The 23,753-nt window shown below is 69.8% G+C and carries 20 protein-coding genes; 9 read left to right on the top strand and 11 right to left on the bottom strand.

Annotated features, from left to right (window positions below; all coding sequences use genetic code 11):
• From grxC to ACX938_RS05455, 3 genes are read left to right on the top strand one after another with little or no spacing between them, the layout of a single operon-like run.
• Positions 1–258, top strand: a complete 258-nt coding sequence (gene grxC / locus ACX938_RS05465; protein ID WP_232754561.1) for a glutaredoxin 3 — start codon at positions 1–3, stop codon at positions 256–258.
• Positions 255–1,085, top strand: coding sequence for a carbon-nitrogen hydrolase family protein (locus ACX938_RS05460; protein WP_459430276.1), 831 nt, complete (start codon positions 255–257; stop codon positions 1,083–1,085). Before grxC ends, ACX938_RS05460 begins: the two co-directional genes overlap by 4 nt.
• Positions 1,082–1,519, top strand: coding sequence for a MarR family winged helix-turn-helix transcriptional regulator (locus ACX938_RS05455; RefSeq protein ID WP_232754563.1), 438 nt, complete (start codon positions 1,082–1,084; stop codon positions 1,517–1,519). The genes ACX938_RS05460 and ACX938_RS05455 overlap by 4 nt, the downstream gene beginning before the upstream one ends.
• Here ACX938_RS05455 and ubiG read toward each other — a convergent pair.
• Positions 1,516–2,283, bottom strand: a complete 768-nt coding sequence (ubiG, locus tag ACX938_RS05450; protein WP_459430275.1) for a bifunctional 2-polyprenyl-6-hydroxyphenol methylase/3-demethylubiquinol 3-O-methyltransferase UbiG — start codon at positions 2,281–2,283, stop codon at positions 1,516–1,518. The two genes, ACX938_RS05455 and ubiG, sit on opposite strands and share 4 nt — an antisense overlap.
• 49 nt (positions 2,284–2,332) lie before the next feature.
• Between ubiG and pip the strand changes: the two genes are divergently transcribed.
• From pip to ACX938_RS05425, 5 genes are all read left to right on the top strand, one after another.
• The gene (gene pip, locus ACX938_RS05445; RefSeq protein ID WP_459430274.1) at positions 2,333–3,301 is read left to right on the top strand and encodes a prolyl aminopeptidase; all 969 of its coding nucleotides are present in this window, start codon (positions 2,333–2,335) and stop codon (positions 3,299–3,301) included.
• A gap of 95 nt (positions 3,302–3,396) precedes the next feature.
• A complete protein-coding gene (locus ACX938_RS05440; protein ID WP_232754566.1) occupies positions 3,397–4,392 on the top strand; it encodes an ABC transporter permease in 996 nt (331 codons plus the stop codon).
• Positions 4,389–5,561, top strand: coding sequence for an ABC transporter permease (locus ACX938_RS05435; RefSeq protein ID WP_459430273.1), 1,173 nt, complete (start codon positions 4,389–4,391; stop codon positions 5,559–5,561). Before ACX938_RS05440 ends, ACX938_RS05435 begins: the two co-directional genes overlap by 4 nt.
• Positions 5,562–5,564: 3 nt before the next feature.
• A complete protein-coding gene (locus ACX938_RS05430) occupies positions 5,565–7,214 on the top strand; it encodes an ABC transporter ATP-binding protein (protein ID WP_232754568.1) in 1,650 nt (549 codons plus the stop codon).
• Between the two features lie 69 nt (positions 7,215–7,283).
• A complete protein-coding gene (locus ACX938_RS05425; RefSeq protein ID WP_459430272.1) occupies positions 7,284–8,837 on the top strand; it encodes an ABC transporter substrate-binding protein in 1,554 nt (517 codons plus the stop codon).
• Positions 8,838–9,160: 323 nt separating this feature from the next.
• Here the strand turns inward: ACX938_RS05425 and hslU are convergent, their stop codons facing one another.
• From hslU to regB, 10 genes are all read right to left on the bottom strand, one after another.
• On the bottom strand, positions 9,161–10,480 hold the full coding sequence (hslU, locus tag ACX938_RS05420) for an ATP-dependent protease ATPase subunit HslU (protein WP_459430271.1): 1,320 nt from the start codon (positions 10,478–10,480) through the stop codon (positions 9,161–9,163).
• A gap of 62 nt (positions 10,481–10,542) precedes the next feature.
• Positions 10,543–11,100 carry an ATP-dependent protease subunit HslV gene (hslV, locus tag ACX938_RS05415; protein ID WP_232754571.1) on the bottom strand — a complete coding sequence of 186 codons (558 nt, stop codon included), beginning with the start codon at positions 11,098–11,100 and terminating at the stop codon, positions 10,543–10,545.
• A gap of 137 nt (positions 11,101–11,237) precedes the next feature.
• Positions 11,238–11,558, bottom strand: coding sequence for a thioredoxin (trxA, locus tag ACX938_RS05410; RefSeq protein ID WP_232754572.1), 321 nt, complete (start codon positions 11,556–11,558; stop codon positions 11,238–11,240).
• 44 nt (positions 11,559–11,602) lie between these two features.
• The gene (addA, locus tag ACX938_RS05405; protein WP_459430270.1) at positions 11,603–14,974 is read right to left on the bottom strand and encodes a double-strand break repair helicase AddA; all 3,372 of its coding nucleotides are present in this window, start codon (positions 14,972–14,974) and stop codon (positions 11,603–11,605) included.
• Positions 14,971–17,931, bottom strand: a complete 2,961-nt coding sequence (gene addB, locus ACX938_RS05400) for a double-strand break repair protein AddB (protein WP_459430269.1) — start codon at positions 17,929–17,931, stop codon at positions 14,971–14,973. Before addB ends, addA begins: the two co-directional genes overlap by 4 nt.
• Positions 17,928–18,596 carry a nucleotidyltransferase family protein gene (locus tag ACX938_RS05395; RefSeq protein WP_459430268.1) on the bottom strand — a complete coding sequence of 223 codons (669 nt, stop codon included), beginning with the start codon at positions 18,594–18,596 and terminating at the stop codon, positions 17,928–17,930. Before ACX938_RS05395 ends, addB begins: the two co-directional genes overlap by 4 nt.
• On the bottom strand, positions 18,589–19,560 hold the full coding sequence (locus ACX938_RS05390; protein ID WP_459430267.1) for an aminoglycoside phosphotransferase family protein: 972 nt from the start codon (positions 19,558–19,560) through the stop codon (positions 18,589–18,591). The genes ACX938_RS05395 and ACX938_RS05390 overlap by 8 nt, the downstream gene beginning before the upstream one ends.
• Positions 19,554–20,030: a tRNA (adenosine(37)-N6)-threonylcarbamoyltransferase complex ATPase subunit type 1 TsaE gene (tsaE, locus tag ACX938_RS05385; RefSeq protein WP_459430266.1), complete on the bottom strand. Its 477-nt coding sequence runs from the start codon at positions 20,028–20,030 to the stop codon at positions 19,554–19,556. Before tsaE ends, ACX938_RS05390 begins: the two co-directional genes overlap by 7 nt.
• A 220-nt stretch (positions 20,031–20,250) precedes the next feature.
• A complete protein-coding gene (locus ACX938_RS05380) occupies positions 20,251–21,429 on the bottom strand; it encodes a PAS-domain containing protein (protein ID WP_459430265.1) in 1,179 nt (392 codons plus the stop codon).
• A gap of 191 nt (positions 21,430–21,620) precedes the next feature.
• Entirely contained in the window at positions 21,621–23,012 is a 1,392-nt protein-coding gene (gene regB / locus ACX938_RS05375) for a sensor histidine kinase RegB (RefSeq protein WP_459430264.1), read from the bottom strand.
• Positions 23,013–23,094: 82 nt separating this feature from the next.
• Between regB and ACX938_RS05370 the strand changes: the two genes are divergently transcribed.
• Positions 23,095–23,709, top strand: coding sequence for an SCO family protein (locus ACX938_RS05370; RefSeq protein ID WP_459430263.1), 615 nt, complete (start codon positions 23,095–23,097; stop codon positions 23,707–23,709).
• Positions 23,710–23,753: the final 44 nt, after the last annotated feature.

Genomic DNA, 23,753 nt, shown 5'->3' with positions numbered 1-23,753 from the left:
ATGCCCAAAATTGAAATCTACACCTCGCCGCTCTGCGGCTTCTGCCATGCGGCCAAGCGGCTGCTCGCGCAGAAGAACGCCAGCTTCGTCGAGATCGACGTGATGGCGCATCCCGACCGCAAGCCCGAGATGATCGACCGCGCGCATGGCGGCCGCACCGTGCCGCAGATCTTCATCGGCGATGAACACGTCGGCGGCTGCGACGAGCTCTATGCCCTCGACCGTGCCGGCAAGCTCGACCCGATGCTCGTGGCGTGAAGGCCGCGCTTCTGCAGATCACCTCGTCGGACGACCCCGCGGCCAACGCGCGGGTCGCCGGCGCGCTTGTTGCCCGCGCCGCCTCTGCCGGGGCGGGCTTTGTGCTGACCCCCGAGGTCACCAATTGCGTCTCCACCAGCCGCAGCCACCAGACCGAGGTGCTGCGCCCCGAGGCCGAGGACGTGACGCTGGCCACCCTGCGCGAGGCCGCCGCCAAACATGGCGTCTGGGTGCTGGCCGGGTCGCTGGCGCTGCACTCCGAGCCGCCCGAGACGCGTTTTGCCAACCGTTCGATCCTGATCGACCCCGAGGGCCAAATCGCGGCGCGCTACGACAAGGCGCATATGTTCGACGTGCAGGTTTCGGAGCAGGAGACCTACCGCGAGAGCGCGGGTTTCGCCCCGGGCGACCGCGCGGTGACCGCCGAGACGCCCTTTGGCACGCTGGGCCTCAGCATCTGCTACGATCTGCGCTTTCCCTATCTCTACCGCCGGCTGGCGCAGGCCGGCGCGACGATCCTGACCGTGCCCTCGGCCTTTTCCACCGCCACCGGCCCGCTGCACTGGGAGCCGCTTCTGCGTGCCCGGGCGATCGAGACGGGCTCTTACGTGCTGGCGCCCGCGCAGGTGGGCATCCATGCCGCGACGCGCGGCAAGCCGCGCAAGACTCATGGGCACACGCTGGCCGTCTCGCCCTGGGGCGAGGTGCTGCTGGACGCAGGCACCGAGCCCGGCGTGCATATGGTCGAGATCGACCCTGATGCCGCCCAGGAGGCCCGCGCAAAGGTGCCTTCGCTCTCGCATGACCGCCAGGTGAGCGGCCCGTGAGCGGAGACGACGGCCTTGCGATCACGCTCTTTTCCGAGCTGCTGACCGCCGACCAGCTCTTGCGGGCGCGGCTCGCCAAGGCGTTGCCCGACCGGATGGAGCTGTCGCATTTCTCGGTGCTGAACCACCTCGCGCGCGGGGCCGAGAAGACGCCGGTGCAGCTCAGCCGGGTTTTCCACGTGACCCGGGGCGCGATGACCAACACGCTGTCGCGGCTCGAAGCGCAGGGTTACGTGCACGTCCGCCCCGACTGGGACGACGCGCGGCGCAAGCTCGTCTCGATCAGCCCCGCCGGGCTCGAAGCGCGCGACGCGGCGCTGCGGGCGATCATGCCGCTGGTCAGCGAGCTTGTGGGCGCGCTTGGCCGCGAGAAGGTGCGTGCCGCCATGCCGGTCCTGCGCGAGCTGCGCCTCCGGCTCGAATCCGAGGGTTAGGCCGAGGGTCCGTCCCCGGGCACCAGCGCCGTCATGGCGTAGTTCACCGAGAGATCAGAGGGCGAGAGCGACCAGTCCCAGCGGATCGGGTCGAAGACCATGCCCTTGCGGTCCACCACGTCGAGCCCGGCGCCGCTCAGCATCACCCCGAGCTCGTCGGGGGTGATGAACTTCGCCCAGTCATGCGTGCCGCGCGGCAGCCAGCGCAGCAGCCATTCCGCCCCGAGGATCGCCGCGCCAAAGGCCTTGGCGGTGCGGTTCAGGGTCGAGACCATGACCAGCCCGCCGGGCCGCGCCAGCCCGCCCGCGACCGCCAGGAAGGCGGCGGGATCGGCGACATGTTCCACCACCTCGAAGGCCAGCACCGCGTCGAAGCGCGCGCCCTCGGCGGCCAGCGCCTCGGCGCTTGTGTGGCGGTAGTCGATGGTCAGCCCCTGCGCCTCGGCATGGGTGCGGGCGACGGGGATATTGCCGCCCGCCGCGTCGATGCCCGTGACCTCGGCCCCGAGCCGCGCCAGCGGTTCGGCCAGAAGCCCGCCGCCGCAGCCGATGTCCAACACCTTGAGCCCCGCGAAAGGCCGCGCGTCGCGGCGGTCGCGGTCGAACTCGGCGGCGATCTGCCCGGCGATGTAATCGAGCCGGCAGGGGTTCATCTCGTGCAGGGGGCGAAACTTGCCGTTGGGGTCCCACCATTCGGCGGCCATGGCCTCGAATTTCGCGACCTCCGCGGGATCGACGCTGGCGGTCTCTGGGCTTGGGGTCATCGGCAGAATCTCATGGTCTTTCCGGTGTTCTCTCTCATATAGGAAGGGCATGGACAAAGACCTGGGTCAAAAGCGCGCCGTTCAGTATCTCTACCCGCCCCGCGATCCCTTCGACCAGCGAATGGTTCCGGTCTCGGGCGGTCACACGATCTACGTCGAACAATGCGGCCGGCCCGACGGCATCCCGGTCATCGTGCTGCACGGCGGCCCGGGGGGCGGCTGTTCGCCCGCCATGCGGCGCTATTTCGGCCCCGAGCACTACCGCGTCGTCCTCTTCGACCAGCGCGGCTGCGGCCGCTCGCGGCCCCATGCCAGCGTCACCGAGAACACCACCTGGGACCTCGTCTCCGACATCGAGACGATCCGGGCAGAGCTGGGCATCGACCGGTTCATCGTCTTCGGCGGCTCCTGGGGCGCGACCCTGTCGCTGATCTACGCGATCTCGCATCCCGAGGCGGTGCGCCAGCTGGTGCTGCGCGGGGTCTTCCTGATGACCCAGGTCGAGCTTGACTGGTTCTACGGCGGCGGCGCGGGGCAGTTCTGGCCCGAGACCTGGGCGCGGTTCCGCGACCTGATCCCGCCGGACGAACGCCACGACATGATCGCCGCCTATCACCGGCGGCTCTTCTGCGGCGACCTGCGGATCGAGACGCAATTCGCCCGCGCCTGGTCCTCCTGGGAGAACGCGCTGGCCTCGATCCATTCCTCGGGTTCGGGCGGAGAGGCGCCCGGCGACTACGCCCGCGCCTTCGCGCGGCTCGAGAACCACTATTTCACCCACAAGGGCTTCCTCGAGGAAGACGGCTGGATTCTCAAGAACATCGACCGGATCCAGCACATCCCCGGGGTGATCGTGCAGGGCCGCTACGACATGATCTGCCCGCCCGCCCGGGCCTGGGAGCTGGCGCGCAAATGGCGCAGTTCCGACCTTCGGATGATCCGCAACGCGGGTCACGCGCTCTCCGAGCCGGGCATCAGCGCGGAGCTGGTCCGGGCCATGGATGAATTGACCGGATAATCAATTCCTTGGCCGCTCCGGGGCACAAGGCTTTACATTAAGCCCTAAGGCGTTAATTTGTCCGCAACTTCCGCGACAGGAAATTGCCGGAAACCGTGTCAAGTGTAGCAAAAATTATTGGCCAGAGGCTCCTGTTAGGGCTTCTGACGCTGTTCGTCATCTCCGTCATCATCTTCACCGCGGTGAACATGTTGCCGGGGGACTTCGCGCAGGCCGTGCTGGGCCAGGGCGCCACCCCCGAGGCGGTGGCCGCGATCCGCCGCGACCTCGGGCTCGATCAGCCCTTCCTGGTGCGCTACTGGAGCTGGCTCTCGGATATGCTGAGGGGCGACCTCGGCACCTCTTTCGCGCAGGCCAATTTCGCCACCTTCACCGGCAACGAAAGCCAGGCCGGGGCGACGGTCATGGCGCAGATCGGGCCGCGCTTCGAGAACACGCTCTTCCTCGCCGGTGTCACCGCGATGATCGCGGTGCCCTTCGCGGTGGGCCTCGGCATCCTCTCGGCGCTGTTCCGCAACTCGGCCTTCGACAAGGGCGCCAATGTCTTCGCGCTGACCTCGATCTCGAGCCCGGAGTTCTTCCTGGCCTATGTGCTGATCCTCTTCCTCGCGGTGCTGAACCCGATCCTGCCGTCGCTCTCGAACATCTACGAGGGCATGGGCATGGGTGAGCGGCTCCAGCGCACGCTCCTGCCGGCGCTGACGCTGACGCTGGTGGTCACCGCGCATATGATGCGGATGACCCGCGCGGCGATCATCAACCTCCTGGCCTCGCCCTACATCGAAATGGCCCGGCTCAAGGGCATCAAGCCGATGCGGGTGATCGTGCGCCACGCGCTGCCCAACGCCCTGGCGCCGATCATCAACGTGATCGCGATCAACCTGGCCTATCTCATCACCGGCGTCGTCGTCGTTGAGGTGGTCTTCGTCTATCCCGGCATCGGCCAGCTCTTCGTCGACAGCGTGAAGATCCGCGACATCCCCGTGGTGCAGGCCTGCTGCCTGATCTTCGCCGCCGCCTATATCCTGCTGAACCTCATGGCCGACATCTTCTCGATCCTCTCCAACCCGCGGCTGAGGCACCCGAAATGAGCTTCTGGACCTGGACCCTCGCGATCGCGCTGGCGGTCTTCGGCGGCGCCTGGCTGATGCGGGCGCTGGGCCGCAGGCTCACCGGCAACACGCCCTACTTCCGCGACATGCCTTATGCGGTGGCCTTCGGCTATGTCGCCGCGGTGGCGGCCGTGATCGGCGGGGCGGTGCTTTGGGTGCAGCCCAATGCGGTCTTCTTCCGCTGGGCGGTGCAGGGCTTCGTGATCGCCGCGGCGCTGGCCTTCGTCTTCCGGCTGGCGGGGCGGCACATCGGCTCCGAGGGCACGCGCAAGGCCTTCCGCACCATGCCGCTGACCGCCGCCTTCGGCATCCTGACGATCCTCGTCTACGCGGTGCTGGCGATCTTCGCGGGGCTTCTCGCGCCCTACGGCCAGGCCGAGGTCTTCGCGCAGCCCAACATGCTGCCCGGCGGCGACCCGGCGAGCGGCGGCGACCCGGCGCATCCGCTCGGGACCGACCAGATCGGGCGCGACCTGCTGACCCGGCTGATCTACGGCGCGCAGAACACCGTGGGCATCGCCTTCGCGACGACCTGCCTGGCCTTCGTGCTGGGCGGCTCGCTGGGCTTTCTCGCGGCGGTGATCGGCGGCTGGTTCGACAACCTCCTGAGCCGGGCGGTGGATGTGCTCATGGCCATTCCCTCGCTGATCTTCGCGCTTCTGCTGATGACCATCGCCAGCGCCTGGGCGGGGTCGGAACGCTGGCTGCTGACGATCTACATGATCGTCATCATCGCGGTGATCGATTCGACCCGGGTCTTCCGGCTGGCCCGCGCGGTCGGGCAGAACATCGTCGTGATGGACTACATCGAGGCCGCCAAGCTGCGCGGCGAGGGCCTGCGCTACCTGATCTTCCGCGAGATCCTGCCCAATGCGACCGCGCCGCTCCTGGCCGAGTTCGGCCTGCGCTTCTGCTTCGTCTTCCTGACCATCGCGGCGCTGTCCTTCCTGGGCGTGGGCATCCAGCCGCCGCTGGCGGATTGGGGCACCATGGTCCGCGACCTGGCGCAATTCATCAACTTCGCCGCCTTCTCGCCCCTGGCCGCCGCGCTGCCGCTCATGGCGGCCGGGGCCATCGCGCTCCTGACGGTGGCGGTCAACTTCGTGGTGGACTGGGTGCTGCACCGGTCCTCGGGGCTGAAGGACTGAGCCATGGGCGAGCGTCTTCTCACCATCACCGACCTGCGCATCGAGGGCCGCGCCGACGAGCAGTGGATCCCCATCGTGAACGGCGTCGACCTGACGCTCGACAAGGGCGAGGTCCTGGGCCTGATCGGCGAAAGCGGCGCGGGCAAGTCGACCGTGGGCCTCGCGGCCATGGGCTACACCCGCGACGGGGTGCGCATCGCCGGCGGCTCGGTGGAGTTCGACGGCATCGACCTGGTCAACGCGCCGCTGATGCAGAAGCGCGCGCTTCTGGGCAAACGCATCGCCTATGTCGCGCAATCCGCCGCCGCCAGCTTCAACCCCGCGCACAAGCTGATCGACCAGCACAGCGAGGCGCCGGTGCGCCACGGCGTCATGCGCAAGGGCGAAAGCGAGGAGGACGCGATCGAGCTTTACCGCCGCCTGCGTCTGCCCAACCCCGAGGAGATCGGCTTCCGCTATCCCCACCAGGTCTCGGGCGGCCAGCTGCAGCGGGCGATGACCGCCATGGCGATGTCCTGCCGGCCCGACCTGATCATCTTCGACGAGCCGACCACGGCGCTCGACGTAACCACCCAGATCGAGGTGCTGGCGGCGATCCGCGACATCGTCGAGCAGTTCGGCACCTCGGCGATCTACATCACCCATGATCTCGCGGTGGTCGCGCAGATGGCCGACCGCATCAAGGTGCTCCTGCGCGGCGACGAGGTCGAGGAGGCGCCGACCCGGCAGATGCTCGAGGCGCCGCAGGAAGATTACACCCGCTCGCTCTGGGCGGTGCGCAGCTTCAAGCGCCCGGCGAAACCCGCGCCCGCCGCCGACGCGGTGCCGGTCCTCTCGGTGCAGAACGTGACCGCGGGCTACGGCAAGGCGACGGTGCTGCGCGACGTCAGCTTCGACATCCACGAGGGCCGGACGGTCGCCGTGGTGGGCGAAAGCGGCTCGGGCAAATCCACCGCCGCGCGCTGCATCACCGGCCTTCTGCCGCCGCGTTCGGGGCAGGTTGAGCTCGACGGCCAGGCGCTGCCGCTCGACTACCGCAACCGCTCCAAGGAGCAGCTGCGCCAGGTTCAGATGATCTACCAGATGGCCGATACCGCGCTGAACCCGCGCAAGACCATCGGCGAGATCATCGGCCGCCCGGTGGAGTTCTACCTGGGCCTGCGCGGCAAGGCCAAGCGCGCCCGGGTCGAGGAACTGCTGACCCAGATCGAGCTGCCCCCGGGGGAATTCATCGACCGGCTGCCCTCGGAGCTGTCCGGCGGGCAGAAGCAGCGCATAGGCATCGCCCGGGCGCTGGCGGCCGAGCCGAAGTTCATCATCTGCGACGAGGTCACCTCGGCGCTCGATCAACTTGTCGCGGAGGGCATCCTCAAGCTCTTGGCAAGACTGCAGGATGACCTCAAACTGTCGTATATGTTCATTACCCACGACCTCGCGACGGTGCGCGCCATCGCCGACGAGGTGGTGGTGATGAAGGATGGAGAGGTGGTCGAACAGGGGCCCAAGGCCGATATGTTCACGCCGCCGCACCATCCCTATACCGATCTGCTGCTGAGCTCGGTGCCGGAAATGGACCCCGATTGGCTCAGCGAGCTCCTGGCCGAGCGCGGCCGCGACAACCTCGGCGATGCCGCCGTCGGGAGCATGGACTAGGGATCGCCCGGGAAAAGGGTGTGCAACGCGGCGCCTGAGCGCCGGAGAAGACGACAGGGAGAAGACCAAATGACACGTATCTCGAGACGCGGACTGCTCCGCACCGGCGCCGCCGCCGGTGTGCTGGCCGCCACCGGCCTGCCACTGCGCGCCCAGCAGGCCCAGCGCGGCGGCAAGATCACCGTCGGCCTGTCCGGCGCCAATACCTCGGACAACTGGGACGGCCGCACCCATTCGGACGTCTACATGATCTCCGCCGCCCAGGGCGCGGTCTTCGACAGCCTGACCGAGGTCGCCGCCGACGGCAGCCTGGTGGGCGAACTGGCGACCGACTGGGAGGCCTCGGCCGACGCCAAGGTCTGGACCTTCAACCTGCGCCAGGGCGTGACCTTCCACAACGGCAAGCCCTTCAACGCCGACGACGTGATGGAATCCATCGCGCTGCACCAGGGCGAGGACACCAAGTCCGGCGCCAAGCCGCTGGTCGAGCCGATCGTCGAGATGAAGAAGACCGGCGAGCACCAGGTGCAGTTCACCCTGGCCGCGGGCAACGCCGACTTCCCCTACCTGATGTCGGATTATCACCTGCTGATCTATCCCGCCGGCCAGATCGAGGAGGCCATCGCCCAGGGCATCGGCACCGGCCTTTACCAGGTCTCGAGCTTCGAGCCGGGCGTGCGTTTCGTCGGCACCCGGGTCGACAGCCACTACAAGGACGGCGACGCCGGCTGGTTCGACGAGATCGAGTTCATCGCGATCAACGACAACACCGCCCGGATGAACGCGCTCTTGACCGGCCAGGTCGACGCGATCAACCGCATCGACTTCAAGACCGAGCAGCTCCTGAAGGCCAACCCCTCGATCCTCATCCAGGAGGTGACGGGCAACCAGCATTACACCTTCCCGATGCTGACCAATATCGCGCCCTTCGACGACGTGAACGTGCGCCGGGCGCTGAAATACGGGGTCAACCGGCAGGAGATGGTCGACAAGATCCTCTTCGGGCACGGCCAGGTCGCCAACGACAGCCCGATCGGGCCCGCCAACCAGTACATGGCCGAGCTGGACCCGATCCCCTACGACCCCGACCAGTCGAAGTTCTACCTCAAGCAGGCCGGGCTCGACTCGCTGAACATCGACCTCTCGGCCTCTTCGGCGGCCTTCGAGGGCGCGGTGGACGCGGCGCAGCTCTACCAGGCCTCGGCGGCGCCCTCGGGCATCAACATCAACGTCGTGCAGGAGCCCGCGGACGGCTACTGGTCGAACGTTTGGATCAAGAAGCCCTGGTGCGCCTGCTACTGGTCGGGCCGCGCGACCGAGGACTGGATGTTCTCCTCGGCCTACGAGGAGGGCGTGCCCTGGAACGACAGCCAGTGGGACAGCGACGACAACGCGCGCTTCCAGTCGCTGCTGGTCGAGGCCCGGGCCGAGCTCGACAGCGCCAAGCGCCGCCAGATGTACGGCGAGATGCAGACCATCCTGCGCGACGACGGCGGCGTGGTCATCCCGATGTTCGCCAACTGGGTGCAGGCCCACAACACGCGCATCGGCACGCCGGACCAGATCGGCAACCTCTGGCAGATGGACAACTCGCGCATGGCCGAACGCTGGTGGGTCGCCTGATCCGCATCAGCAAGACAGCCTGACACCCACACACCCCGCGGCCCGCGCCGCGGGGTGTTTTCTTGCGCGCCCCGGCCCAGCAAGAGAACCCGCCCCCATCTTCATCTTGGCAAAAATACCTCGGGGGGTCCGGGGGGCTGGCCCCCCGGCGCGCCCCCGCGCAAGAGGCGCCACACCATATTGGCGCGCCCAGCCGGCAAAGGGCCTTCATGCGGCCGAAAAAAGCGGCCCCGTCGAATCCAACGGCGCCGCCTCTGCGCGCTTCAAAACAAGATCACCGGTCAGCCCAAGACGCCAGCCCGGCGCCCGCGGCCCCCGCCGCCTCAGAGCACGTAGCGGCTGAGGTCGGTCGAGCGGCTGAGGTCGCCCAGGTGCTCTTCCACGAAGCCCTCATCGACCGTCACGGTCTGGCCCGCCTGGTCCGGCGCGGTGAAGGAGAGCTCCTCGAAGACCCGTTCCATCACCGTGTAGAGCCGCCGCGCGCCGATGTTCTCGACCGAGGTGTTCACCTCGGCGGCGATCCGGGCCAGCGCGGCGATGCCGCCCTCGGTGAAGCTGACCTCCACCTCCTCGGTCGCCATGAGCCCGGTGTATTGCCGGGTCAGCGCGTTGTCGGTCTCGGTCAGGATGCGGACGAAGTCCTCTTCGGTCAGCGGCCGCAGGTTCACCCGGATCGGCAGGCGGCCCTGCAGTTCCGGCAAGAGGTCCGAGGGCTTGGCGATATGGAAGGCGCCCGAGGCGATGAAGAGGATATGATCGGTCTTCACCGGCCCGTGCTTGGTCGAGACCGTCGTGCCCTCGATCAGCGGCAGCAGGTCGCGCTGCACGCCCTCGCGGCTGACGTCGCCGCCCTTGGCGTCGGTGCGGGCGCAGACCTTGTCGATCTCGTCGAGGAAGACGATGCCGTTTTCCTCCACCGCGCGGATCGCCTCGCGCTTGACCGCCTCGTCGTCCAGCAGCTTGTCGGCCTCTTCGCCGATCAGCACCTCGTAGCTTTCCGCCACCGAGAGCCGCTTGCGGGTGGTGCGCCCGCCGAAGGCTTTGCCGAAGATGTCGCCAAGGTTCATCCCGCCGCCGGCGCCGCCCATGCCCATGCCGGGCTGGCCGGGGATCTCCATCATCGGGAAGGGCGAGGAATTGTCGGCCACGTCCAGCTCGATCATCGTGTCGTCCAGCTCGCCGTTGCGCAGCTTCTCGCGGAAGCGTTCGCGGGTGCCCTCGCGGGCGTCCTCACCGGCGATGGCGGCGATCACCCGGTCCTCGGCGGCCTTGTGGGCCGAGGCCTTCACGTCCTCGCGCATGAACTCGCGGGTCATGGCGATGGAGGCATCGACGAGGTCGCGCACGATCTGCTCCACGTCGCGGCCGACGTAGCCCACTTCGGTGAACTTGGTCGCCTCGACCTTCACGAAGGGCGCGCGGGCGAGCTTGGCCAGCCGGCGCGAGATCTCGGTCTTGCCGACGCCGGTGGGGCCGATCATCAGGATGTTCTTCGGATAGACCTCTTCGCGCAGATCCTCGGGCAGCTGCTTGCGGCGCCAGCGGTTGCGCAGGGCCACGGCGACGGCGCGCTTGGCGTCCTTCTGCCCGATGATGAAGCGGTCGAGCTCCGAGACGATTTCGCGGGGGGTCAGGTCGGTCATGGGGTCCTTTCTCGAACGGCGATATGCGGCTCTGTTCCGGCGCAAAGGCGCCGGGGCACGCCTCAGCCGCCGATCTTCTCCACGGTCAGGTTGCCGTTGGTATAGACGCAGATGTCGCTGGCGATCTCCATCGCGCGGCGGGCCACCTCCTCGGCGGATTTCTCGGTCTCCATGAGACCCCGCGCGGCGGCGAGCGCGAAGTTCCCGCCCGAGCCGATCGCGGCGATGTCATGCTCGGGTTCGAGCACGTCGCCCGCCCCGGTGATGACATAGAGGTCCTTGCCGTCGGTCACGATCAGCATGGCCTCGAGCTTCTGCAGGTATTTGTCCGTCCGCCAGTCCTTGGCCAGTTCCACGCTGGCGCGCTGCAGCTGGCCCGGCGTCGCCTCGAGCTTGGCTTCCAGCCGCTCGAGCAGGGTGAAGGCATCGGCGGTCGAGCCCGCGAACCCCGCGACCACGTCGTAGCCGCCGGGGCTGAGGCGGCGGACCTTGCGGGCCGAGCCCTTGATCACGGTCTGCCCGAGGCTCACCTGGCCGTCGCCTGCGACCACCACCTCGCCGCCCTTGCGGACGCCGATGATCGTGGTGCCGTGCCAGCCGGGGAAGGTGTCGTCGGCCATGTCTCACTCCTTTGTCGGTCTGCCGCGATATGGGGCCTGCGGCGCGGGCGCGCAACCGGACGGCAAAAGCCCGCCCGGATACGAAAAGGCCCCGCGCGGGGGCGGGGCCTTGAAGCTGTCACGTCGCGGACGCGGGATCAGATCGACTCGTCGATCCAGCCCTTGAGCGCCGCCTTCGGCGCGGCGCCGGCGCGGTTCGACACGACCTGGCCGTCCTTGAAGATGAAGAGCGCGGGGATGCCGCGCACGCCCATCTGGGCGGCGGTGTTGGGGTTCTGGTCGACGTCCACCTTGGCGACCTTCAGCTTGCCGCCGTATTCATCGGCGAGCTCTTCCAGGGCCGGGCCGATCTGCTTGCAGGGGCCGCACCATTCGGCCCAGAAATCCACAATGACGGGCACGTCGGAATTCTTCACTTCCTGGTCGAAAGTGGCGTCGGTAACGGCAACGGTGGCCATGGTCTCGTCTCCAGAGAAATTGCGGAATGTCTTGGAGGACGAACCTATGGACCGGCCCCGGCAGAATCAAGTCGCCCCGCGCGGGCCAGGGCGGGTCCGGTCAGCGCCTCGGGCAGCTCCATGAGCGCGCCCGTCGCGGTCCAGACCAGCACCATGTGCAGCGCCCGGCCGGGATAAATCTCTGCCAGCATCGCGCGATAGGCGCCCATCTGCCGCAAGAGCCCCTCGGGCACCGCCTCGGGCGTCTGGGGCACCTGGCGGTTGGTCTTGAAATCATAGGCGGTCACGCTTTCGGGAGTGACCGCCAGCCGGTCGATCACCCCGTAGAGCTGGCCGAGGCCCGGCAGCTCGGCGGCCAGCGGCACCTCGGCGAGCGTCTCGGGCGCGAAGACCGGCGCCAGCGCCGGGGCGTCCAGGAGCGCCAGCGCCTCGGCGACCAGCGCCGCGCCTTCGGGCCCCTCAAGCCCCTCGCGCGCCAGGAGATGCTGCGCGACCTCCGCGCGCCGCCCGGGTGGCAGCTCCGGCAGGCACTCGAGCAGGTGATGCACGAAGGTGCCGCGCGCCTGGGCGGTCTCGGTTTCCTCGCCGAGGCCCGGCAGCGCCTTGGCCCCGCCCAGGTCCGAGGGCGAAAGCGGCCCCGGATCGGCCGGGCGCGGCGCGGCGGCATCTGCGAAAAACGGCTCCAACTCGGCCCGCTCGGCCCGCGCGGGCGGCGCGCTGGCCTCCGCGCTTTCGGGCAGGGCGCCCAGGGTCAGGCCCGACCCGCCTTCGGTCTCATAGGTCTCGGCCCCGCAGGCCTCGAGCCCCTGCGCCACCTGGCCATACCAGGAGTCCTCGGGCGTCTTGCCGATGTCGCCCGCCGCCGCGACGATCAGCCAGGCCTCGGCGCGGGTCATGGCGACGTATAACAGCCGGTCCCGCTCGGCCTTCTCGCGGGCCTTCATCGCCTCGAGCCGCTCGGCCTGGGCCGCGGGCATCTGCTCCGAACGGGTCTTCCAGAGCGCGGTCTCCGGCGCGTCGGGCGTGGCCAGCAGGGCGGATTTCACCTGGCCCTGCGGCTTCTGGCATTCCGGCAGGATCACCACCGGCGCTTCCAGCCCCTTGGCGCCATGCACGGTCATCACCCGGATCGCCGCGCCCGCCGCCTCGGGGCTGCGCTTGATCTCCAGGTCGTCGGTCTGCATCCAGCCGAGGAAGCCGGTCAGCGAGGGCACGCTGCCCGACTCGTAGGTCAGCGCCTGCGAGAGCAGCGCGTCGATCCCGTCCTCGGCCTCGACCCCGAGCCGCCCGATCAGCCGGGCCCGCCCGCCGTGCCGCGTCAGCACCCGTTCGATCAGGTCGTAGGGCCGGAGGAAGTCGGTCTGGTCGCGCAGGTCCGACAGGATTTCCATCGTGCGGGGATAGTCCTCGGCCCGGGCGCGCAGCGCCTCCCAGAGGCTTGGCCCCTTGCGGCGATGGGCAAGAGTGAAGAGGTCCTGCTCGCTCAGCCCGAAGAGCGGCGAACGCAGCGCCACGGCGAGCGAGAGGTTGTCCTCCTGCGTCGCCAGGAAGGACAGGAGCGCGCCGATGTCCTTGACCGCGCGTTCGGCCATGACCTTGAGCCGGTCGGCCCCGGCCACCGGCAGGCCGGCGGCCTTGCAGGCACGGATGATCTCGTGAAAGAGCGCGCCGCGCCGGCGCACCAGGATCAGCACGTCGCCCGCCTGCATGGCCCGGGGCGCGGAGGGCCCAAGCGCGATCGGCTGGCCCCGCGCGACGGCGGCGGAGATCTCGGCGGCGATGCGTTCGGCCAGAACCACCGTCGCATCGGTCGGCGCGTTGCGGTCGACCGGGTCCGACCAGGGGCCGTCTTCCTCGGTCTCGGGCTTCGGCACCACGGGCCAGAGGTCGACCCGCCCCGGCATCGCCTCGTGGAAGGCCAGGTGCCGGCCCTCGGCGGCAAAGCCCGAGCCCTCGGCGCCCGCGAAGGTCGCGTCGACCGCCCGCAGGATCGTGCCCGCCGAGCGGAAGCTGTAGGCCAGGGACCGTGTCTCGAGCGGCGCGCCCGAGGGGGCGAGCTGCGCGTCGAAGGCCTCGCGCATGCGGTCGAAGGCATCGGGGTCGGCGCCCTGGAAGGAGTAGATCGACTGCTTCTTGTCGCCCACCACGAAGATCGTGCGCCGGGCCTCGGCGCGGGCGCCCTCGCCGGCGGTGAACTCGCGGGCGAGCTTGGCGATGACCTTCCACTGCAGCGGGTTGGTGTCCTGCGCCTCGTCCACCAGGATGTGGTCGATCCCGCCGTCGAGCCGGTAGAGCACCCAGTCGGCCACCCGCTCGTCGGAGAGAAGGTCATGCGCCTTCTGGATCAGGTCGTCGAAATCGAGCCAGCCGCGCGCCTGTTTCTCGGCCTCGTAGCGCGGCAGGAAGACCTGGGCGAAACGGTGCAGCGCCAGGTCGCGCTCGCAGGCAGAGAGCGCCAGCGCCCGGTCGCGCGCGGCCTCGACCCGCAGGGTCAGCTGGTCGAGCCGGTCGATCAGGGGGGCAAGTCCCGGATCGCTGCGCAGGGCCTTCTTGGGGAAGTTCTTGCGCGGGGTGCCGGCCTGGGTCAGAAGCCCCGCCTTCAGCGCCTCGAAGCTCTGCGCGTCGCGGCCCGTGGCCCCCGCCAGCGCCTCGGCCGCCTTGGCGTCATTGCCGCCGCTTTGGCGCAGGATAGGGACTATTTCCGCGATCAGCTCGGCCTCGCCGCCCAGGAAGACCTCGGCCAGGAAAGCCTCGGGGCCGTAGCCCTCGGGCAGGCCGTAAGCGGCGCGCAACTCCTCAGGGGCGCGCGGCGGATCGAAGGCCGCGCGGCGGGTCAGCACCTCCTGCAACAGCCGGTCGAGGTTGTCGTCCTGGTCGGTGAAATGCAGCGCCAGCGCGGTGACGTGATCCGCCTCGGGGCCGTTCGACAGGCTGTCGAGGATCTCGGCCCGCAGGAGCTGCGCGGCGCGGTCCTCCATCTCGCGGAAGTCCGGGCTGACCTTGGCTTCGAGCGGAAAGCGCCGCAACAGAGCCGCACAGAAGGAGTGGATCGTCTGGATCCGCAGCCCGCCCGGCGTCTCGATCGCGCGGGCAAAAAGCGTGCGGGCTTTCTGCAGGAAGACCCCCGGCAGCGCGCCCTCGACGCCCAGTTCGGTCAAGGTCGCGCGCAGGTCGGCGTCGCTCAGCATGGCCCAGGCGCCGAGCCGCCGGAACAGCCGGTTCTGCATCTCGCTGGCCGCGGCCTTGGTGTAGGTCAGACACAGGATGTTCTCGGGCGCCACGCCGTCCAGCAGAAGCCGCGCGACGCGGTCGGTCAGCACCCGGGTCTTGCCCGAGCCGGCATTGGCCGACAGCCAGGTCGAGACCTCGGGCCGGGCCGCCAGGACCTGGGCTTCGCTTGCCGCGTCGCGGGTCATGTCAGCACCTCCGGGTCGGCAGGGTCAGAGACCGACCATTCGCCCAGCCGCGAGAGGTCGTCGTAGTCCGAGATGGCCTGATCGCTGAACATCGCCCGCCGCGCGGTAAAGCCCTTGTCGGGCGAGAGATAGTCCGCCACAAGCGTCTCGAACATGGCCCAAACCGTGGCGGGCTGCATCTCCTCGAGGGGGGCTGCCACCTCTTTCGTCTCGGAGCCGATCTGCAGGTAATGCGCCGAGCCCACGCCGCGCGGAGTGAGGTTCTCGAAGGCCCCGCGCATCACCAGCGCGGCGGTCAGAAGAAGCTGCGGGTCGAAGCTTTTCTGCTGCTTCTCCGAAGGCGGCGCGCCGGTCTTGTAGTCGTAGAGATGCGCATAGCCGAGGTCATCCATGTCGATCCGGTCGGCGCGGGTGATCAGGGTGAAGTCCAGAGGCTCGATCCGCGTCTCGCCGCCGGTCTCGATATGGGCCAGCCGCGCGCGGGCCTGGCGGGCCTTCTCGGCCTCGACGAAGGGCTGGGCGACCCGTCTCAGCCGCGCATGCCAAAGCTGCCGGGCCAGCGGGAATGGCACCTTTTCCGCCAGAACAGTCTCGATTTCCCGCAGGAAGGCCTCGGGCGTGGGCGCCAGCCCCGCGTCGCGCATGGCCTTGCCGAAGCGCTCCAGCGCGTCGTGGATCACCACCCCGCGCAAGAGCGCGTCGGGCGCCTGCATGAGCGGGTTCAGCGGATCGAGGCGCAGCACCTCCTTGGCGTAGATCGCGTAAGGATCGCGCACCAGCGTCTTCACCTGCGTCAGCCGCAGCTTGCGCGGCCGGGCCTCGGCGGGCGGCTTGGGCGAAGGCCGCGTTGCCGGGGCGCTGACCGCGGGCGCCTCCAGCGCCGCGACCCGCGCGCGCCAGGCGTCGCCGCGCGCGCGCATCTCGGCCAGTGCGCTGTCGCCCTCGCGTTCGGGCAGGCCCTCCATGAGGTTCGTTAAGCGGTTCAGCCAGCGCGAGGGCACGGTGTCGGCGTCGTCGGATTTCACCGCGCGGGTCAGCCAGACTTCGCGCGCGCCGATCGCCTGCTGGAAGTCATGCGCCGCCAGACCGATGCGCCGTTCGGGCAATGTCAGACCCGCTTCCGCGCGCATCCGGCGGTTCAACCAGGGGTCGGCCTTGGGCGCCTCGGGCCAGCTGCCCTCGTTCAGCCCGGCCAGGATGATGAGGTCCGCGCCCATGACGCGCGCCTCGATGGTGCCCCAGATGCGGATGTCACGGTGCACCGTCTCGCTGCGGCGCACCTCTTCGCGGGCGAGGATCGCGCCGAAAAGCTCGGCGTAATCCCTGGCGGTCAGATCGGCGCCCGCGCCCGCCTCGGCGGCGAGGTTGTCCATGACCGCCCGCAGGCTGCGTCCCGCCTCCTTGTCCCAAAGCGCGGCAGGCCCGGCCCCGGCGCTGCCCGCGACCACCTCCTCGGCCAGGGCGCGATGCGCGGCCACCCAGTCGGCGAGCGGCCGGGCCCCGGTGGCGCGCGGCGCGCAGAAACAGCGCCCGAGCCAGGCCGCCCAGCGGGCTTGGTCCGCCTTCTCGCCCCAGGTCGCCAGCGCCTCGGCGTCGGGATAGGGCATGCCCTTGCGGCGGATATGTGTCTCTAACTTGGGCAAAGCGGCGGTATGCGGGCTGCGGTCCCGGCCCGGATCGTCGCCGCCGTGGCAGAGCGGATGCTTCAGAAGCGCCAGCAGGCTCTCCGCCGTCAGCTCCTCGTGCAGAAGCGCCGCCACCTGCCGCAAGAGCCGCCCCGGCGGGCTGAGCTGCGCGGGCTGGCCGGCGGAATCGTCCGGCACGATGTTCCAGCGATCGAGCGCCGCCGAGACCTGCCGGGTCAGCACCCGGTCGGGCGTGACCAGCGCGGCGCGCGTGCCGTCCTCGGCGGCCTGGCGCAGGCGCATGGCGATGGCCACGGCTTCCTCGCGCGGGTTGGCGGCCTCGAGGAGCGTCATGCCCTCGGTCGCGGCGCGCAGCGGCGGCAGTTCCGGCCCCTCGGCGCGCCATTGGTCGGTGACCGGCGCGGGCCGCAGCGCCAGGGACACCAGCCGGTTGCGCGCGGGCGCGGGCGCGTCGCCGCCCCAGGGACGCACGTCGGCGGGGCTTGCGCCCAGGTCGCGCAGCAGCCGGGCAAAGCGGAACTGCGGGTGATCCTCGCCCGGCTGGCTCTGGTCTTTGCGCGGCATGTCGTCGATCAGCTGGTCCCAGACATGCCGCGGCAGGTCAAAGTCGAAGCCCGGCAGGATCACAGCCCCTTGGGGTAGACGCGCGACGGCACACATCATCTCGTGGGTCGTGCCCCGCGACCCGGTGGAGCCCGCAACGATCACCGGGTGGCTCGGCGGGGCCTCGGCCCAGGTCTCCAGCCGGGCCTCCACCGCGCGGCGCTGGAGCTGCGCGGCGTCCGGCGCGGGATGCGTGGCCTCGAAATAATGCTGCACGATGCGCAGGAATTGCAGCGCGCGCTCCCAGTGGCCGGAAAGGTCCGAGACGTCGAGCGCGGCGATGGCCTCGGGCGGCACATCCTCGATCTGCATCTCCTCCATGAGCTGCGCGAGGCTCTCGGCCAGGTCAAAAAGCGCGGCCCGCGGGGCGAGGTCGGGTTCCTGGTCCAGGAGCCGCGAGACCAGCGCGGTCAGCTCGAGCCGGCGGCGGAGCGGCGGCACGGGGGCGGGCAGGAGCGCCCGCAGCGCGGGGTCGCCGGTTTCGGTCAGAAGCCGCAGACGCGGCAGGAAACCCGCGCGGTGATTGGCGAATTGCTCGGTCACGCGGCGCCGCATCCGGGCGCTGTTGAGGAAGAGCTCGGCCCGGGCCATGGCCTCGGGCGGCAGGCTCTCGTGGCGCGCGGTCAGGCCCCGGACCAGCTCGGCGGGGAAATCCGCGCCGGGCGGCAGGGCGTAAAGACGCGGGGTCGGGGCATCCTCGAAGATCATTGGGCCAGCATCTCCTCGGCCAGGGCGATGCCCTCGGGGTGGCCCACGTCGGCCCAGCGGCCGGGGTAGTCGCAGCCGAAAAGCCGGCCCTCCGCCGCCATGCGGTTCCACAGGAGGTTCAGCGAAAAGACCCGCTCGGGGATCTCGGAAAGCGTTTCGGTCTTGAGGATCTGCACGCCGGTGTAGACGTGATTTCCCCCGCGTTCGAGCCGCATATTGGGCCCCAGGGTGAAGTCGCCGCCGCCTTGCCGCCCGACGGCGCGCGCGACCGGCAGGCAGAGGAGCAGCGCGCCCATTCGCGCCGGATCCCAAGCCTCGGAGAGCACCTCCAGCGGGTTCGGCCCGGCGAAGACGGCATCGGCGTTCATCGTGTAGACCGGCCCTGCGCCGAGCTGCGGCAAGGCGTTGCGCAGCCCGCCGCCGGTGTCGAGAATCTCCTCGGATTCGACCACCACCTGCACGTCGCGCCCCTTGAGGTGCCGCTGGATCTGGTCGGCGTGGTAATGCGCGTTGACCACCCGGCGCGGCAGGTGGTCGGCCAGCGCCAGCGTGCGGTCGAGAAGCGTCTGGTTTTCGACCCTGATTAGGGGTTTCGGGCGTGTTTTCGTCAGCGCGCCCATGCGCGTGCCGAACCCCGCGGCGAAGATCATCGCGGCCTCAGGCATTGCGTTTCATAAGCTCTCTCACGGTGGGCTCCGGGGCGGGCAGAAGGTCGGTGACGCGGGGCGCGAGGTCAGCCAGCGCCGGGTGGCGCAGGTCGCGCATCAGGTGGGCCCAGACGCGCGGCATCATGTCGACGTAATGCGGCTTGCCCCGCACGGCGGCCAGCCGGGCGAAAATGCCCAAGATGCGCAGGTTCCGCGCCGCGCCCTGGACCGCAAGCGCGGCGGAGAACCCTTCGTCCGACAGGCCGGTTGCGCCGAGATAGAGCCTGATCGCGGCCTCGCGCGCGGGTTCGGAGACGTCGCGCCGCGCGTCTTCCAGCAGGGAGACCACGTCATAGGCGCGGTGGCCGACCAGCGCGTCCTGGAAGTCGAGAAGGCCCGCGCGGGCCGGGCCTTCGCGCTCGGGCAGCCAGATCAGGTTCTCGGCGTGGTAGTCGCGCAGGATGGTGACCGCGCAGTCCGGGCTGTGACGGTCGATGGCGGCGCTCAGCGCGGCGGCGAGGTCGGTGCGGTCCTGCGGGTGCGTCTCGGCGCCCGCGCCGGTCAGATACCAGCTCAGCGCATCCTCGGTCTGGCGGGCGAAATAGCCCGCGTCGGCGCGCGCGAGCCCGGAGGGCGGCGACAGCCGCTGCAGCGCCAGAAGTGCCTCGATCGCGGTTTCATAGAGCCTGATTTCGGTCGCCTCGTCGCGGTCCGCGAGGCCCGCAAACAGCGCGTCGCCCAGGTCCTCGATCAGGAGAAGCCCCGGCGCCTCGGCCAGGATGCGCGGGGCGCTGAGCCCGTGCTGCGTCAGGTAGCGCGCGAGCGCGGCGAACTGGGCCGGGTCGCCCTCGGGGTCCTCCATCAGGATGGCGTTGCCGGAGGGGGATTTCAGTCTTGTGTAACGCCGCGCGGAGGCATCGCCCGCGAGCGGGTTGCGGCGGGCCGTGTCCCATCCGGCGGTGGCGAGAAACGTCTCTAACACGGAGCAATACCGTCGAGTTTGGCCGCCCAGCGGGCGTCGCTCCAGCTCAGCTCCAACCGCCGCTCGTCGTGGGATGCGCCGTCCGAGAAGGCCAGCGACAGCGCGGTCTCGGGGGCGACCTCCTGCAGGCGATCGGGCCATTCGATCAGGCAGATCGCCGTGTCGAAGGCTTCGGCCAGGCCCAGTTCCAGCACGCTGTCGGGCCCCTCGAGGCGGTAAAGATCGGCGTGCCAGATCTCGGTCTCGGGCGTCTCGTAGGTCTGGACCAGCGTGAAGGTGGGCGAGGGCACGTCCTCGGGCGCGGCGAGCCGGGCCTGGATCAGGGCGCGGGCGAAATGGGTCTTGCCGGCGCCGATGCCGCCCGACAGGAGCAGCACGTCTCCGGGGTCCAGCCGGGGGGCGAGGGCCGCGGCCAGCGCGGCCGTGGCCTCGGCGTCGGGCAGGGGGATGTGCAGGCGCTGGGCTGGCATGGGCGCGAGAGTATCGCGCCCATGATCACTCGCAAGAGGGGATCGCGGATCGGCCGGGTGACGCGGCGGCTAAGGGTTGTTCGAGGCGGAGGCTGGGTGGCTGGTGCGCGGGTGCGGCGTGGGCAGGGGTGCTCAGGCGATATGCGGGGAAAACAGCTGCACAGAGCCTGATATTGCCCGGATCAGCGCACCCGGTTCACCCCGCCCCAGCCGTCCCTATTCACCCCGCCCCGCGCCCCGGTCCGCGCGAGAAGCGCACCAGCAGCGCGCCCCCGGCGAGCGGCGCGCAGGCCACCGCCAGGAGGTGCCCCGAGGGGCCCGGGGCGACGCCCTGCCAGGCCTCACCCCGGTCGCGCGCCTCGAGCGCGGAGGCGACCTCGGACCAGCCCTCCCCGGGGGCCGATTTCGCGCGCCATTCGGCCAGCGCCTCGGCCAGCGTCGCCTCTCGGATCTGCGCGCCCGCGTCGAAAAGCCAGAGCCGCCGGTAGCTGGCGTTCGAGAAGATGCAGATGCCGCCCGCGTCGAAGACCGCGATGGCGTCGCCCAGCGCCTCGATCACCGCGTGGTTCAGGGTCAGCTCCTCGCGGAAGCGGCGGGTCAGGGCGATCTCGGAGCTGATGTCCTCGAAGAGGAAGGCGATGGCGCCGTCGGGATGGGCGCGCCCGGTGATCCGGTAGGTGGTCTCGTCGGGCAGGCTCCAGGTCTCGGTGTAGCGGTCCTCCTTGGCGGCCTCGACCAGGTCGGCGAGATGGGCGCGCCAGTCGGAATAACTTTTCGGTTCGGGCATGACCCGGCTTTCGCGCAGCTGGTCGAAGAAGGTCACCAGCGTCGGCCGGGCCGAGAGGAAGGGGGCCGAGAGCCTTGTGAGGTCCAGAAGCGCCGGGTTGAACAGCGCGAGCTGCCGGTCGCGGTCGAAGATCGCGAGGCCGGTGGGCAAGGAGGCGAAGGTCTTGCCAAGCGTCTGCACGAAGGTCGCCCGGGCGGTCTCGGCGGCGACCAGGGGGCCCGCGTCCTGGGCATAATGCAGCGCGCCGCCGCGGGTGGCGCGGGTCTGGACGTCGAACCAGCCGGGCGTGGCGGGGCCCTTGGGCTCGAGCCGGATGCGGCGCACGGCACGGCGGTCCTCGGGGACAGGGTCGGGAAAGACCCGTTCCGCCCCGATGCGCGCGGCGAGGCGGCGGTAGCTGGCATTGGCCCAGAGCAGGTTGCCGGTGGCCGAGGTCAGCCAGATCGGCGCGGGCGCGCGTTCGGCGGCCAGCCGTTCGGCGCTGGCGGGGCGCGGCAGGCGGGCGCCGCGCGCCGGGCCGGGCAGGGCGCCCTGCAGGGGGCCGGGCAGGCCGATCAGCACCAGCGCCAGCCCCGTGCCCACCAATATCGCGAAGATCGCCGCCCCGGCCATGCGCCCCTCCAAGAGAACGATCCTCAGGCTGGCAAGATTCGGTTAACCACGGGTTAATGGCCGGTTAACCCTGTGGGGCGGGGCAGGGTGAGGCGGTCAAAGGGACCGCGTGACGGGGCGGTCAGGCTTGCTCCGAGAACACCACGCACCGGGCCGCCGTCACCGGCATTCGCGCCGGTGCAGAGCCACAGTCACCCATCGAAAGGCCGGTTCTGCCCCATCGGCGCCCGCGCGGCGCGGGTGTCCACGGCGACGGCGGAGAGCGGCCAGACCACCTCGACGATGGCGCCGCGCCGGGGGCCGCCGCTGCCCGCGAAGGGGTCCGAGCCATTGGCGAAGCTCAACTCCGCCCCGGTCCGTTCGAGCAGCGTCTTGGCGATGAAGAGCCCCAGCCCCATGCCTTCGTAGGCCGGGCGCTGGCCGCGGTCGGTCTCGGTCCGGCGCGAGCGCATGAACGGATCGCCGATCCGGCCCAGGAGATGCGGCGGGAAGCCGCCGCCGTCGTCGACGATGCGGATCGAGACCAGGTCATCGGACCAGAGCGTCTCGATCCAGACCGTGCTGCGGGCGAAATCCACCGCGTTCTGGATCAGGTTGCGCAGCCCGTGGATGATCTCGGGGCGGCGCAGGACCAGGGGCTCCTCCTCGCTGCCGCCGGGGCCGCGCTGGGCCTCGACGCGGATCACCTTGCCGCGGTCCTCATGCGGCTCGGCGGCCTCGCGGATGACCTCGAGAAGCGGCGCCTGGCGGAGCTGCAGGTCGTCCTTCCCGACCCGCCCCATGGAGCGCAGGATGTCGCGGCAGCGGTCCGCCTGTTCGCGGATCAGCAGCGCGTCGGACTGCAGCTCGGGCCGGTCGTCGAGCTCTTCGATCAGCTCCGAGGAGGTCAGCTTGATGGTCGCCAGCGGCGTGCCCAGCTCGTGTGCGGCCGCCGCCACCACCCCGCCCAGGTCGTTGAGCTTCTGCGCCCGGCCGAGCGCCATCTGCGTCGCCGCCAGCGCGTCGCCCATGGAATGCATCTCCTGGGTGATGCGGCGGGCGTAGATCGAGATGAAGATCAACGCGATCGTGATCGCCGCCCATTGCCCGAAGACGAAGAGGTCGGGGATGCGCAGCAGCTCGCCCGCCTCGGTGGTCAGCGGCAGGTGGTAGAAGACCAGCCCGGTGACCAGCGCGAAGGCGGTGATGTTCAGGAAGACCGTGCGCGCCAGGGGCAGCACCGCCGCCGAAACGGTCACTGGCGCCAGGATCAAGAGCGAGAAGGGATTGTGCAGCCCCCCGGTCAGGAACAGCAGGAAGGCCAGCTGCAGCACGTCGAAGAGCACCATGAGCAGGTTCTCGGTCTCCGACAGGCGCTTGTTCTCGGGGAAGATGAACATCGCCACGAGGTTGCCGATGATCGAGATGCCGATGGCCAGGATGCACAGCCCGGTCTCCAGGTCCATGCGGTAGACCTGTTCGGCCACCACGATGGCGGCGAGCTGGCCGGCGATGGCGAACCAGCGCAACAGGATCATGGTGCGCAGGCGGATCCAGTTGGCGCGGCGGCCTTCGCCGTAAATGCCGATGTCGGCGTCGGTCATCTGCGCCAACCTGTCTCTTGCGGGCGGTGTGGCAAGTGATAAAGCCGGGGCCGTTCCGAGGCAATCGCGGAGGGTGCGACCCATGCGCTGGATTTACGTGATAGCGGCCGCCCTGGTGCTGGCGGCGGTGACCGGGGTGACGGTCTTCTGGTCGGTGCTGCGCGGCGACGCCGAGACCTTCGCCTCCTGCCGCGAGGGCGCGGTGGCCGGCAATATCGGCGGCGAATTCACCCTGGTGAACGGCGCCGGCGAGACGGTGACCTCGGAGGCCTTGGTCAGCGAGCCGACGCTGGTCTACTTCGGCTATACCTTTTGTCCCGACGTCTGCCCTTTCGACACGGTGCGCAACGCCGCGGCGATCGACCTTCTGGCCGAGGAGGGCGTCGAGGCCCAGAACGCCTTCATCACCGTCGACCCCGCGCGGGACACCCCCGAGGTCGTGGGCGAGTTCGCCCAGGCGATCCACCCCGAGATGATCGGCCTCACCGGCAGCCCCGAGCAGATCCGCGAAGCGGCCGAGGCCTTCCGGGTGATCTACCAGGTGCCGCAGGATCCCGAGGACGAGTATTACCTCGTGAACCACACCACCTTCACCTACCTCCTGATGCCCGAAGAGGGCTTCGTCGACTACTTCCGCCGCGAGGCCCCGGCCGAGCAGATCGCCGAGCGCGTGGCCTGTTTCGCCGAGGCAGCATGACGCAGCGGTTTGACCGCATCCCGGCCCGCGCCTAGATCAGAGGC

The organism is Roseivivax sp., from assembly GCF_054552075.1.
Note: the sequence above shows the minus strand (reverse complement) of the source record. Positions and strands in the feature narration are given on the sequence as shown.